This is a genomic window from Gemmobacter fulvus (assembly GCF_018798885.1).
In the GTDB taxonomy this organism is placed as follows: domain Bacteria; phylum Pseudomonadota; class Alphaproteobacteria; order Rhodobacterales; family Rhodobacteraceae; genus Gemmobacter; species Gemmobacter fulvus.
Genome location: NZ_CP076361.1, coordinates 666657 through 678823, shown reverse-complemented (window position 1 = coordinate 678823; position 12167 = coordinate 666657). Strand labels below are relative to the sequence as shown.

Annotated in this window: 13 protein-coding genes and 1 riboswitch; of the genes, 4 read left to right on the top strand and 9 right to left on the bottom strand. The window is 67.4% G+C overall.

From position 1 onward, the window contains the following. Genes KM031_RS03300 through KM031_RS03280 form a run of 5 tightly spaced genes read right to left on the bottom strand, consistent with a single transcriptional unit; the run spans position 1 to position 6433 of the window. Complete coding sequence (locus KM031_RS03300) at positions 1-630, bottom strand: precorrin-8X methylmutase (protein WP_215503138.1); 630 nt, start codon at positions 628-630, stop codon at positions 1-3. 4 nt (positions 631-634) lie between these two features. After that, positions 635-1777 carry a precorrin-3B synthase gene (gene cobG, locus KM031_RS03295; protein ID WP_215503137.1) on the bottom strand — a complete coding sequence of 381 codons (1143 nt, stop codon included), beginning with the start codon at positions 1775-1777 and terminating at the stop codon, positions 635-637. Further along, positions 1774-5019: a cobaltochelatase subunit CobN gene (cobN, locus tag KM031_RS03290; RefSeq protein ID WP_215503136.1), complete on the bottom strand. Its 3246-nt coding sequence runs from the start codon at positions 5017-5019 to the stop codon at positions 1774-1776. The genes cobG and cobN overlap by 4 nt, the downstream gene beginning before the upstream one ends. A gap of 3 nt (positions 5020-5022) precedes the next feature. Further along, positions 5023-6057, bottom strand: a complete 1035-nt coding sequence (cobW, locus tag KM031_RS03285) for a cobalamin biosynthesis protein CobW (RefSeq protein ID WP_215503135.1) — start codon at positions 6055-6057, stop codon at positions 5023-5025. After that, positions 6050-6433: a DUF1636 family protein gene (locus KM031_RS03280; protein ID WP_215503134.1), complete on the bottom strand. Its 384-nt coding sequence runs from the start codon at positions 6431-6433 to the stop codon at positions 6050-6052. Before KM031_RS03280 ends, cobW begins: the two co-directional genes overlap by 8 nt. Before the next feature lie 87 nt (positions 6434-6520). Further along, a riboswitch (cobalamin riboswitch) is annotated at positions 6521-6729 on the bottom strand. A gap of 38 nt (positions 6730-6767) precedes the next feature. Here KM031_RS03280 and cobO point away from each other — a divergent pair. The 3 genes from cobO (at position 6768) to KM031_RS03265 (ending at position 10147) form a co-directional block, all read left to right on the top strand. After that, complete coding sequence (gene cobO / locus KM031_RS03275; RefSeq protein WP_215503133.1) at positions 6768-7406, top strand: cob(I)yrinic acid a,c-diamide adenosyltransferase; 639 nt, start codon at positions 6768-6770, stop codon at positions 7404-7406. Positions 7407-7621: 215 nt separating this feature from the next. Next, positions 7622-9067: a cobyric acid synthase gene (locus KM031_RS03270; protein WP_215503132.1), complete on the top strand. Its 1446-nt coding sequence runs from the start codon at positions 7622-7624 to the stop codon at positions 9065-9067. A 63-nt stretch (positions 9068-9130) separates the two neighbouring features. Further along, positions 9131-10147, top strand: a complete 1017-nt coding sequence (locus tag KM031_RS03265; RefSeq protein ID WP_215503131.1) for a CobW family GTP-binding protein — start codon at positions 9131-9133, stop codon at positions 10145-10147. A gap of 6 nt (positions 10148-10153) precedes the next feature. Here KM031_RS03265 and KM031_RS03260 read toward each other — a convergent pair whose 3' ends face one another. Beyond that, on the bottom strand, positions 10154-10408 hold the full coding sequence (locus tag KM031_RS03260) for a hypothetical protein (RefSeq protein ID WP_215503130.1): 255 nt from the start codon (positions 10406-10408) through the stop codon (positions 10154-10156). Between the two features lie 60 nt (positions 10409-10468). Here KM031_RS03260 and KM031_RS03255 point away from each other — a divergent pair, with 60 nt between their 5' ends. Beyond that, positions 10469-10843 (top strand): hypothetical protein, encoded by a 375-nt coding sequence (locus KM031_RS03255; RefSeq protein WP_215503129.1) that lies wholly within the window; start codon positions 10469-10471, stop codon positions 10841-10843. An 18-nt stretch (positions 10844-10861) separates the two neighbouring features. Here KM031_RS03255 and KM031_RS03250 read toward each other — a convergent pair whose 3' ends face one another. The 3 genes from KM031_RS03250 to KM031_RS03240 all read right to left on the bottom strand — a co-directional run bounded on the left by KM031_RS03250 (position 10862) and on the right by KM031_RS03240 (position 12042). Beyond that, entirely contained in the window at positions 10862-11224 is a 363-nt protein-coding gene (locus KM031_RS03250; RefSeq protein WP_215503128.1) for a diacylglycerol kinase, read from the bottom strand. Between the two features lie 109 nt (positions 11225-11333). Further along, positions 11334-11693 carry a YigZ family protein gene (locus KM031_RS03245; protein WP_215503127.1) on the bottom strand — a complete coding sequence of 120 codons (360 nt, stop codon included), beginning with the start codon at positions 11691-11693 and terminating at the stop codon, positions 11334-11336. Between the two features lie 55 nt (positions 11694-11748). Further along, a complete protein-coding gene (locus KM031_RS03240; protein WP_215503126.1) occupies positions 11749-12042 on the bottom strand; it encodes a DUF6455 family protein in 294 nt (97 codons plus the stop codon). Between the last annotated feature and the right edge of the window lie 125 nt (positions 12043-12167).

Genomic DNA, 12167 nt, shown 5'->3' with positions numbered 1-12167 from the left:
TTATTCCTTCCGGCAGGCCAGAGCGTTGATCGCGGCCACGGTGATGGCCGAACCGCCCAGCCGCCCGGCGATGATCATCGCCGGGCAGGGCTGATCCTGCATCAACGCCTCTTTCGATTCCGCCGCCCCGATGAAACCGACAGGGCAGCCGATGATCGCGGCAGGGCGCGGGCAGGCAGGGTCTTGCAGCATGTTCAGCAGATGGAACAGCGCGGTCGGGGCATTGCCGATGGCGACCACCGCCCCGGCCAGATGCGGGCGCCACAGCTCGACCGCCGCGGCGGATCGGGTATTGCCCATGGCCTTTGCCAGATCGGGCACGCGCGGGTCTTGCAGCGTGCAGAGGATCTGGTTGTCGGCGGGCAGGCGGGGCCGGGTGATGCCTTCCGACACCATGCGCACATCACACAGGATCGGCGCGCCCGCCTCGAGTGCGGCGCGGGCCGCAATCGCCATGCCGGGGGTGAAGCGGGCGTGCTGCTCCAGCCCGACCATGCCTGCCGCATGGATCATGCGCACCACCACCACCTCTTCCTCCGGGGTGAACCGGGCCAGATCAGCCTCGGCCCGGATGGTGGCGAAAGAGTTGACATAGATGGTCGCGCCATCGGTTTCGTAGATATGGGGCATCGGGCTACTCGGTCAGAATATCGGGACGGGCGATCAGATCGGCCATGGAATGGGTGGATAGCGGCATATCGGCGGCGGTGCCATCGCGGATCAGCGCAAAGCCTTCGACCGTAGCGGTCAGGGTCAGCGGCGCGGGGCCGGGATGGGCGCAGCCCTTGGCACAGCCCGAGACATGCAGCGGCACTGAAAGGTGCGGGGCCAATGCCCGCGCCAGCGCGCGTGTCGGCTGAAGCGCCTGCGTGCATCCGGGGGCGCCGGTGCAGGCAATCACCCGCAGCAGGGGCGAGGCGGGATCGGAGATGACCCCCGGCAGGGCGGGGGCCTGCGTCGCGCCCTCGATCAGCAGCATCCGCCAAGGCGTGACCCGCAGTGCGCCCAACCGGGCCAGCGCCGCCAGCGTTTCCGCCTGCATCTGGCCGAATTCAAACCCGACAAGCTGACCTTGGGCACAAGCGCCGGGGGCGGCATCATAGGCCTGCACCGGGGTTTCGAGCGTAAAGCCCTCGGGCAGCGCCACACCGCGCGCCATCAGCGCCGCCATGCGGCCGCGCCCCTGCGTCACGCCGCCCATGGCCAGAAACCAGCGCGCCAGCGCCAGCGCCTCGGCTGCCGCGGTGTCGGGGGAGACCACCTTTGCCCGAAAGCTGCCTTCGGCGCGCAGCACCAGTTGATCGCCCTGCCGCGTGAGGCGGATATCGGCGGCGGTGCCATCCAGCACGCGCCGCAGCCCGCAATCCACCGCAAAGCCAAATTTGCCCGGCAGATCCGGCGCGTCGGGGGCCGCGAGGGCCGCCGTCAGATCCGCCGCAATCGCCAGCGTCGGATCAGAGTCGCCCCAGAACGGCTGCACCACAATATTGCGCCGCGATTCCTGCGCCACGCTGTCGTCAATCAGCCCCAGCGCCCGCAGCCCGGCGATCAGCGGGGCATGGCTGTCTGCGCGCACGCCGCGCAGCTGCACATTGGCGCGGGCCGACAGATCAATCAGCCCGTTGCCGTGCGCCAGCGCCAGCGCTGCCACGCCCGCCGCCTGGTCCGCCGACAGCCGCCCCAGACGCGGGCGCACCCGCAACACATAGCCATCGCCCGACAGCATCGGACGCAGGGCACCGGGGCACCAGCCCTGAACCAGCGGCGCCTCTGTCATGGCACCACGTCCAGCGTGGCGGCGATGGAATTGCGGCGCGTGACCCAGAGCCCGGCGTCATGCAGGGCCTGAAACCGCGCCTGCAAGGCGGCTAGCGCCTGCGGGTTTTCCGCCTCCAGAAACGCCACCAGATCGGCACGGCCCAGCGTCGCCTCGTGATAAAGATCGATCAGATGCGCGGGCACGGCGCGGGTCAGATGGGCGAAGGCAGCCAGATGATCCATCGTCGCCGCAATCTCGGCCCCGCCCCGGAAGCCATGCCGCATCATGGCGCTGGCCCAATCGGGGTTGGTGGCGCGGGCGCGGATCACGCGGGCGATTTCTTCGCCCAGAAGCCGGGCGCGCGGCGCGTCGGGGCGGGTGGCGTCCAGATGATACAGCGCCGGAACCGCGCCGCCCAGATGCGCCACCGCCGCCGCAAAACCGCCCTCATGCGCGGCATAGTCAGAGGCGAGCAGCAGATCGGTTTCGGCCAGATCCTGCACATGGGCAAACCCATCGGCGGCGCGCAGCCTCTCCTCCAGCGCCGCGCGGGCGTGATGCACCGTGCCCTGCGCATCAATCGCCCATTCCGATCCTTTCAGCCAGGCCTCGCCCGCCGCCGCCCGGCCCGCGTCGCTGTAATCCTCCAGCGCATTGGTCATGCCCATGCCGTAAAGACCGGGCTTCGGGCCAAAGACGCGGGCGGTGCGCAGGGTATAGGGGTTGTCCTCCGGCGCCTCGTCACGTTCGGCCAGCGCCTGCGCGCCGGCCTCGAACAGTTGCGCAAGGCCGGGAAACACATCGCGGAACAGGCCCGAGACGCGCAGCGTCACGTCGATACGCGGGCGGCGCAGCAGGGCCAGCGGTGTGATCTCGAACCCGTTCACCCGTTCGGCCCCGTCATCCCAGCGTGGGGCCAGACCGGCCAGATGCAGCGCCATGGCAAATTCTTCGCCCGCCGTGCGCATGGTGGCCGACCCCCAGAGGTCCAGCACCAGCCCGCGCGGATAATCGCCCTGATCCTGCAAATGGCGGCGGATCAGCTCTTCGGCCAGTTTCACCCCCTGCGCAAAGGCGGCGCGCGAAGGCACCGCCCGGGGATCGACGGAAAACAGGTTGCGCCCGGTGGGCAGCACATCCAGCCGCCCGCGCCAGGGCGAGCCGGAGGGGCCGGGGGCGACGCGCCGCGCGCCGAGTGCGGTCAGCAGCCCGTCCATCTCGCCATTGCCCTGACCATAGACATGCAGGCCCTCGCCATACTGGCTTTCCTTGATGTCGCAGACAAAGCGGTCGATCCGGGTGATCGCCTCGGCGGGCGAGGCTTCGGCCGGAATGCCCAGATCGGCCTCGACCCCCGCCGCCTGCGCCTCGGTGCGCACGGCGGCAATCAGCCGGTCGCGCCGGGCCGGGTCCAGCCCGTCGGCGGTGGAATATTCATCCAGCAGCCGTTCCAGCCGGGTCAGGTTGGTCGGGGTGGCCGAGGCAACCATCGGTGGCGGCAGATGGCCCAGCGTCAGCGCACCGATCCGGCGCTTGGCCTGCGCCGCCTCGCCGGGATCATTGACGATGAAAGGATAGATCACCGGCAGCGCGCCGGTCAGAACCTCGGGCCAGCACAGATCCGACAGCGCCACTGCCTTGCCGGGCAGCCATTCCAGCGTGCCATGCGCGCCGATATGCACCAGCGCATGCAGCCCCTGTGCCCGCAGCCACAGATAGAAGGCGACATAGGCATGGCGCGGCGTGCGCGACAGGTCGTGATAATCGTCATCGCGGGCCTGCACATCGCCGCGCTCGGGTTGCAGCGCGATCAGCGCCGCCCCTTGCCGCAGCGCGCGGAAGTGCAGCGCAGCGCCCATGCAGGCCGGATCATCTTCGGGCCTGCCCCAGGCCGCCGTCAGGGCCTGTTGCAGCGCCTCGGGCAGGGTGGCCAGTGCGGCCTTGTACTCGACCAGCGGCCAGAAAAGCGTGGCCTGTTCCAACTGACGGCCAAGGTCGGCGCGGGCGGTGGTGGCATAACCCGCACCTTGCAGCGCGTTCAGGATCGCCTCGGCAGAGGCCAGCGCATCCAGCCCGACGGCATGGGCCAGATTGTAATCCTTGCCGGGATAGGTGGACAGGATCAACGCCAACTGCCGCGCCGGGGCGGGGGTGGTGCCCAGCCGGTGCCAGGCCGCCACCCGCGCCACCACGGCCCGGATGCGGCTGTCATCGGCGCGATGGGCAAAGCGCGAGAATTGCAGATCGGGGTCGCGCGCCGTGGGCGATTTGAAACTGGCCACGCCCGCAAAGATGCGCCCGTCCACCTCGGGCAGCACCACATGCATGGCCAGATCGGCGGGCGACAGGCCCCGGTCGGCCCCGGCCCAGTCGCGGCGGCGGGCGGTGGACAGCGCCACCTGAAACACCGGGCAGCCCGGCGTATCGAGTGGCGAGCTGCCGTCCGGCCCCTTGGCCGAAAAGGCGGTGGCATTGATGATGGCAACAGGGGCGGCATCTGTCAGCGCCTGCTGCACCCATTCGGCCGCCGTCCCTTTGAGCGAGGGCGCAAACAGCCCGAAAGCCCGGAAGCCTTGCCGCCGCAATTCCGCAATCAGCGCATCGACCGGCGACAGATCCGCCGAGGTCAGATAACTGCGGTAAAAGCTGACCACGACCAGCGGCCCCGCGCCCTCCGGCCCCACGTCCTCTGGCCCTGGCAGCACCCCGCGCGCCGGATCATACCAGCCGCAATCGGGCAGGGTCTTGTCGCCCGGCACCGGCCCGGCATAAAGCCCCGCCGCCAGCGCCAGTTGCGCCAGCGCCGCCTGTGCCGCCACAGCACCCCCGGCGTCGCAAAGGGCGGCAAGACGGCGCAGCGTGCCCACCGGCAAGGTGGACAGCGCATCCAGCCGCGTATCGGCGCGCCCGTCGGCCGGCAGCACCGCCAGCGCGATGCCGTGGCGGCGGCACAGATCCTGCACCTGCGCCAGCCCATAGGCCCAATAGCTTTCGCCGCCGATCAGCCGGATCAGGATACCCTTGGCCCCGGCCAGCGTCTGTTCCACATAGGTATCCACCGACAGCGGATGGCGCAGCGCCACAAGGTTCGCCAGCCGCAGACCGGGAAGTTTGCCGCCCGCACGATACCAGCCCGCCGCGAAAGCCCCCAGATCACTGTCGGAAAACGACAGCACCACCAGATCGGCAGGGCTTTGCCCCGGATCGAACGGCGCGTCCGTTTCCTCCAGCCCATGGCTTTCGCGGAAGACGACATGCAAGGATCAGCCCTCCAGCACGGCGCGGATGGCCGCCTCATTGACGTGATCATGCTCTGCAATCACCACAAGCCGCGTGGCGCGCGGCGTGGTGCCCCAAGGGCGGTCATATTGCGCGCGCACCCGCTCGCCCACCGCCTGCACCAGCATCCGCATCGGCTTGCCGGTGACCGCGACATAACCCTTCACCCGCAGGATATGCTGTTCGCGCGCCAGACGTTGAATGGCGGCTTGCAGCGCCTCCGGGTCGGCCACTTCGCCCAGTTCCATCACCACGGTGTCGAAATCATCATGTTCGTGATCGTCATGACCATCATGGTGGCTGGGCCGCGCGGCCAGATCATCCTCGGCGGCGGCATTGAGGCCCAGAACCACCCGCGGATCCACCACACCTTCGGTCATGGCGATGATCGGCAGCTTGCGCGGGGTTTCCGCCTCGATCACTGCCCGTGCGGCGGCAAGGCCCGCCTCGCCCGCCAGATCGGCCTTCGACAGCAGAACGATATCGGCGCAGGCCAGCTGATCCTCGAACACTTCGGACAGCGGGGTTTCATGGTCGATCGAATCGTCGGCGGCGCGCTGGGCCGCCACGGCATCGACATCGGGGGCAAAGCGGCCCGCGGCCACCGCCTCGGCATCGGCCAGAGTGATCACACCATCCACGGTAATGCGGGAGCGGATCGCCGGCCAGTCGAACGCCTTGAGCAGCGGCTTCGGCAGCGCAAGGCCCGAGGTCTCGATCAGGATGTGATCGGGGCGCTGCGGCAGCGCCATCAGCGCCTCGATGGTGGGGATGAAATCATCGGCCACGGTGCAGCAGATGCAGCCATTCGCCAGTTCCACGATATTCTCGACCGGGCAATTGTCATCGGCGCAGGATTTCAGAATGTCGCCATCCACCCCCACGGTGCCGAATTCATTGACCAGCACCGCCAAACGCTTGCCCTGCGGATTGGCCATCAGATGCCGGATCAGCGTCGTCTTGCCGGACCCGAGAAAGCCGGTGATCACGGTAACGGGGATTTTGGCGAGGTCAGACATCGGTGGTCTCCACAGGAATTTCAAAAGGCGGAACGCGGGCAAGACTTTGCTTGCGGAAGATCTCGGGCCGCTCGCGCCATGGCACGAGGCCATCCGCCGATGCAGCATAGCGGGCAGCGCCGTCAAGGATCGGGGCCAGATGCGCCGCCGGATCCAGATGGCCGTAAACATAGGTCCATTTGCCGGGGGCCGACAGCGCAATCGCGCAGCCGGTGTTGCAGGCCGACAGACATTCCACCCCCTTGACCGTCACCCCTTCGGGCAGATCGGCACCGGCGAGGGCGGCATGCAGCACGGCACCCGGACGCGGCGCCTCCGGATCGGCAGGCAGACCGCTGCGGCAGGTGGTGCAGACGTAAAGCGTGGCGCTGGCCATGGCTCTCTTCCGGCTTGGGCGAGGGGGCATTTGGCAAACGGAAGGGGCGCATGGCGCCTCTGCCGGTCGCGGAACACCCCGTCCGCCCGTTTCAACACTGCGCTGGCAGGTCTCCCGGCTTGCAGAGCGGGTTTCCCCCTGACCGCCGCCTTCCCGGTTTCCCAGTGGCAATGCGGTCTCTCCGGTCACGGTCGCGGGGGCGGCTGCGCTTCGGCATCGGCGCATGGTGCGTCGCATTGCCTGTCGCATTCCCTCTTCGCCTGACATAATCAGGCACCAGCGCCGCCTCACCTGAGGCACGAGGCCCCCCATTGTCAAGGCAGAGGAACGTCACATGACGGATGACAGCGACATGACCACGGATGTGAGCGCCGAAGATGCCCGCCATGCGATGAAGATGGCCAAGAAAAAAGCCGCCCGTGACAAGATCATGGCGGGCAAGGAGGGCGAAAAGGGCCTGGTGATCGTGCATACCGGCGCGGGCAAGGGCAAAAGCTCGTCCGGCTTCGGCATGATCCTGCGCTGCATCGCGCATGAGATGCCCTGCGCCGTGGTGCAATTCATCAAGGGCGCCTGGGATACCGGCGAGCGGCGGCTGATCGAAGGGCATTTCAGCGGCCTGTGCCAGTTTCATGCGATGGGCGAAGGCTTCACTTGGGAAACCCAGGACCGCGCCCGCGACATCGCGATGGCGCAGAAGGGCTGGGACAAGGCGAAAGAACTGATCCGCGATCCCGAGATCCGCTTCGTGCTGCTGGACGAAATCAATATCGCGCTGCGCTATGACTATCTCGACGTGGCTGAGGTGGTGACGTTCCTGCGCGACGAGAAACCGCCGCTGACCCATGTCTGCCTGACCGGACGCAACGCGAAGGACGAGTTGATCGAACTGGCCGATCTGGTGACGGAGATGACCCTGCTGAAACACCCGTTCCGGTCGGGTATCAAGGGGCAGAAGGGTGTGGAGTTCTGATCCGTGGCTGCTGCTGATCTGCCGGATTGGGGGCCAGCCCCCAAACCCCCGGGATATTTGTGCCAAGATGAAAGCAGCAAGGGGGCGCGGCCTGCCTTGTTGTGGAGAGGTTCCATGAGGGCTGCGTGTTGCTGTCCGTCTGCTTTCATCTTGGTTGAAAATATCCCCGCCGGAGGCTTCCGCACGCCCCGCCGCGCCGAGGCCGGGGGGAAGCAATGACGGCACTGATGATCCAGGGGGCCGGATCGAATGTCGGCAAGTCGTTGCTGGTGGCGGGGCTATGCCGGGCCGCGCGGCGACGTGGGCTGTCGGTGGCGCCGTTCAAGCCGCAGAATATGTCGAACAATGCCGCCGTCACCGAAGATGGCGGCGAGATCGGGCGGGCGCAGGCGCTGCAGGCGTTGGCTTGTGGGCTGATGCCGCAGACCGACATGAACCCGGTGCTGCTGAAGCCGGAGACCGATGTCGGGGCGCAGGTGGTGGTGCAGGGGCGGCGGGTGGCCACGGTGAAGGCGCGGGACTATGCCGCGCTCAAGCCCGGTCTGATGGCGTCGGTGCTGGAGAGCTTCGGGCGGCTGAAAGCGGCGCATGATCTGGTGATTGTCGAGGGGGCGGGCAGCCCGGCCGAGGTCAATCTGCGGGCCGGTGACATTGCCAATATGGGCTTTGCCCGTGCGGCGGATGTGCCGGTGATTCTGGCGGGTGACATTGATCGCGGCGGGGTGATTGCGCAGATGGTGGGCACCAAGGCGGTGCTGGATCCTGCGGATGCCGCGATGATCGCGGGGTTTGTGATCAACAAGTTTCGCGGCGATGTGCGGCTGTTTGACGAGGGTTATGCGTTGATCGCGGCGCAGACCGGCTGGCGCGGCTATGGGGTGGTGCCGTTCTTTGCCGATGCGGCGCGGCTGCCCGCCGAAGATGCGCTGGACCTGCCGAAGGCGGGCGGCGCGGGCGGATTCAAGGTGGTCTGCCTTGCGCTGTCGCGCATTGCCAATTTTGACGATCTCGATCCGCTGGGGCAGGAGCCGGGGGTGGCGCTGTCCATGGTCGCGGCGGGGCAGCCGATCCCCGGCGATGCCGATCTGGTGATCCTGCCCGGCAGCAAATCCACGCGCGGCGATCTGGCATTTCTGCGGGCGCAGGGCTGGGACATTGATCTGGCCGCGCACGTGCGCCGCGGCGGGCATGTTCTGGGCATTTGTGGTGGCTATCAGATGTTGGGCCATGTGGTGCGGGATCCGGACGGCATCGAGGGCCCGGCAGGCGAGACGCCGGGGTTGGGTCTGCTCGATGTCACCACCCTGATGACGCCGGACAAACGTCTGACCCGCACCCGCGCCACCCATGCGGCCAGCGGGCTTGATGTCGAAGGGTATGAGATCCATATCGGCCGCACCGAAGGTCCGGCGCGTGCCCGGCCGTTTGCCTTTGTCGACGGGCAGCCGGAGGGGGCGGTTTCGGCGGACGGGCGGATCACCGGCAGTTATCTGCACGGCATGTTCACCTCGGATGCGTTCCGCGCGGCCTGGCTTTCCGCGCTTGGGGCCGCGCCGTCACAGGCGCGCTATGGGGCGACGGTGGAGGCGACGCTGGATGCGCTGGCCGATCATCTGGAGGCGCATCTGGATGTCGGCGGGCTTCTGGCACTGGCGCGGTAAGGCGGGCTCTTGCCGCCTGCGCCCGATGCCACTACCCATGCGCCGGTGTGACAGGAGATGCCGATGACCGACCGTATTCCCGTAACCATCCTGACCGGCTTTCTGGGCGCGGGCAAAACCACCTTGCTGAACCGGCTGATGGCTGCGCCGGGCTTTGGCGATACGGCGGTGATCGTGAATGAATTCGGCGCGGTCGATGTCGATGGCGGCTTGATGGAGGGTGTGGGCGACCGGGCCTTTGCCGCCTCGACCGGCTGCATCTGCTGCACGGTGTCGGGTGATGTGCGGCTGACCCTGCTGCGCCTGAAGGATGAGGCCGACAGTGGCACCGGTCCGAAATTCAGCCGGATCGTGATCGAGACGACCGGCCTTGCCGATCCGGCCCCGGTGATGCAGACCTTCATGACCAATGACATGATACTGGATCATTTCGTGCTGAACGGGGTGGTGACAGTGGTGGATGCCGCCCATGCGCTGACCACGCTGGCGGCGCATGAAGAGGCGCGGCGGCAGGTCGGGGTGGCAGATCTGCTGGTGATCTCGAAAACCGATCTGGCCGATCCTGCGCCGGTGCTGGCGCATCTGGAGCGGGTGGCCCCCAATGCGCGTGTGGTTGCGGCGGCGGATCTGACGCCCGAGGCGCTGTTTTCGCTCGCGGCCTATGACGTGGCTGGAAAGCCGCCCGAAGTGGCCGAATGGCTGCGCTTTGCGCAGCATCACGGCCATCATGCCCATAGTGCCAACAACCATGGCGACAGCGTGACCGCCTTCTGTTTCATGGCGGATCAGCCGATCGAGGCGCGGGTGATGCAGATGGCCATTGGCGCGTTGCAACAGACCTTCGGCCCCGATCTGCTGCGCCTGAAAGGGCTGGTGGAGATTGCCGAGCTGCCGGGCCGTCCCACCGTGTTCCATGTGGTGCAGCATATCCTCAGCCCGCCGCGCAGCCTGCCTGTCTGGCCCGAGGGCATGGAAGGCTCGCGTCTGGTGGTGATTGCCGCCGGGCCGGGGCGCAACCAGTTGCCGCCGATGCTGACGACATTCCTGCCGGAGTTGCGGCAGGTGGGGCAGGGCTGGTAGGGCGCGTCAGGCCCCCTCGATGCGGGCGGCGATGCCCGTGGCATCGTCGAGCGAGATCAGAAACAGCCGGTTCGGGCCTTCAAGATCGAACATCTGGGTCAGGCCATTGTCGCGCAGATAACGAGCCACGATGGCCTCGCCGCTGGTCAGCCCGCCCACAAGCGCCGCCTCGATGCGCGGCCGGTCGGTCGCGGGTTCTGTTCGGCAGGTCTCGGGTGCGGCAGGCGCTTGGCAGATGCGTGGCAGGCTCGATCTGTTCACGAAACCGTGATAGTCTGGACGGGCGCTGTGGGATTGCGCACCAGAGCAGGGAAAACCGTCATGGCCATTTCACGCAACTTCCTGTTGATCGGTACTGTGTATCTGCTTGTCGGCATCGGATTGGGAAGCCACATGGGGGCTTCCGGCGATCATTCACTGTCGCCGGTTCACGCGCATATTAACCTGCTGGGGTTTGTGCTGATGGCGGTGTTCGGACTGGCCTATCGTGTGCTCCCGGCGATGGCGGCAGGGGTGCTGGGCCGGGCGCACTTCTGGCTGCATCAGATCGGTGCGCTAGTGCTGCTGCTGGCGCTGTTCCTGATGATGAGCGGGCGTGTGGCGGCGGAAAGCATCGGGCCGGTGTTCCCGCTGGCCGAACTGGCCATTCTGGCCGGGGTGCTGTGCTTTCTGGTGAACCTCTGGCGTCACGCCTGACGGGGGCAGGCGGGCGGATCAGCCGATCAGGATCACCAGCCAGGCCACGCCACCGGCAATCGCCGTCACTGCCACGGCGGCACTGCCGCAATCCTTGGCACGGCCCGCCCGCGGATCCTGGGTGGTCGAGATGTAATCCACCGTCTCTTCGATGGCGGTATTGATTAGCTCGGCCACCAGGATCAGCAGCCCGAGCGCCAGGATCAGCGCGCGTTCGCCCGGCGTCAGATCCAGCGTGACGGCCAGCAGGGCCGACAGGACATTGACGATGACCCATTGCCGCAGCGATTTTTCGCCCGCCCAGGCGGCGCACCAGCCCTGCCAGGACCACCGCGCCGTATTGCCCAGCCGCCGCAGCTCGGCCCCGATCCATGCCAACATATCCGTCTCCTGCCTTTTGCGGTTATCTCGCAGGATCGCCCCGGCCTGTCCACGGGATTGGCCTGCATCTTGGGGTGGAGACGGGCAGGCGCAGGCCATGAAACGCAGATCAGCCTTTCGCCTCGGCCTCCAGAAAGGCGCGCACGCAGGTGACGACATGGGCGAAGCGGTCGCCACCCAGATGCACGCCGCCATACCAGCGCGTCACCACCACGATGGTATCGCGCAGATCGGCCCGTTCCAGCATCCGCAGGATCACAGCGCCCGCGCCGCTTTCGCCATCGTCATTCTTGACCGGCCCGCCGTCTGACAACAGGCAGGCCCAACTGTTATGCGTGGCTTTGGCGTATTTCTTGACCCGTTTCAGATCGGCTACAAAGGAATCGCAGCCCGCCCGCCCGGACACCGGCCCGCCGGAGACGGCATATTTGGAGCCCCGGTCGCTCACCACCTGTTCGATCTGCCGCATCCTGCTCTGGTCTTTCCGGTCGCATTTGTCGGTGCAGGCTAACGCGGCGGATGGATCAAGCCAATGGGGGGCAGCGCGCCGCGTCCTGCGCAGGCAGTTCGGGGGCGAGCGATTCGATTTCGGCCTTGTTGCGGCAGAAGGCGGGCAGGGCACTGGCACGGCTGGCCTGCGCCAGCCAGGCGGTGCAGCGTTCGGCCCTGTCGCAGCCTTGGCAGCGGTTGACGATGGCCGCCAGTTCGCTGCGTTTCAGCCAGCCCTCGGTGACCGCCTGCGGCAGGCTGACCCCCACGGCGCGCGCCATGCCATGGGTGAGCCACCACGCTTTCGGTGCATCCACATATCCGATCATTGCCCTGCCTCCCGCGTTCCTTGTTCGGACAGGGTGGGGCGGCGCGGGGTTGCGTGCCATGACGCAGATCAAATCGGGGGCGGCTTCGGGGGGCATCGAGCCCCCGCTCAGTCGCGGCCGGCCCG

What these genes read in the sequence shown, in the direction of transcription:
- KM031_RS03300 (WP_215503138.1), bottom strand. Translation starts at nt 630, where the DNA reads ATGCCCCATATCTACGAAACCGATGGCGCGACCATCTATGTCAACTCT.
- cobG (WP_215503137.1), bottom strand. Translation starts at nt 1,777, where the DNA reads ATGACAGAGGCGCCGCTGGTTCAGGGCTGGTGCCCCGGTGCCCTGCGT.
- cobW (WP_215503135.1), bottom strand. Translation starts at nt 6,057, where the DNA reads ATGTCTGACCTCGCCAAAATCCCCGTTACCGTGATCACCGGCTTTCTC.
- KM031_RS03280 (WP_215503134.1), bottom strand. Translation starts at nt 6,433, where the DNA reads ATGGCCAGCGCCACGCTTTACGTCTGCACCACCTGCCGCAGCGGTCTG.
- cobO (WP_215503133.1), top strand. Translation starts at nt 6,768, where the DNA reads ATGACGGATGACAGCGACATGACCACGGATGTGAGCGCCGAAGATGCC.
- KM031_RS03270 (WP_215503132.1), top strand. Translation starts at nt 7,622, where the DNA reads ATGACGGCACTGATGATCCAGGGGGCCGGATCGAATGTCGGCAAGTCG.
- KM031_RS03265 (WP_215503131.1), top strand. Translation starts at nt 9,131, where the DNA reads ATGACCGACCGTATTCCCGTAACCATCCTGACCGGCTTTCTGGGCGCG.
- KM031_RS03255 (WP_215503129.1), top strand. Translation starts at nt 10,469, where the DNA reads ATGGCCATTTCACGCAACTTCCTGTTGATCGGTACTGTGTATCTGCTT.
- KM031_RS03250 (WP_215503128.1), bottom strand. Translation starts at nt 11,224, where the DNA reads ATGTTGGCATGGATCGGGGCCGAGCTGCGGCGGCTGGGCAATACGGCG.
- KM031_RS03245 (WP_215503127.1), bottom strand. Translation starts at nt 11,693, where the DNA reads ATGCGGCAGATCGAACAGGTGGTGAGCGACCGGGGCTCCAAATATGCC.
- KM031_RS03240 (WP_215503126.1), bottom strand. Translation starts at nt 12,042, where the DNA reads ATGATCGGATATGTGGATGCACCGAAAGCGTGGTGGCTCACCCATGGC.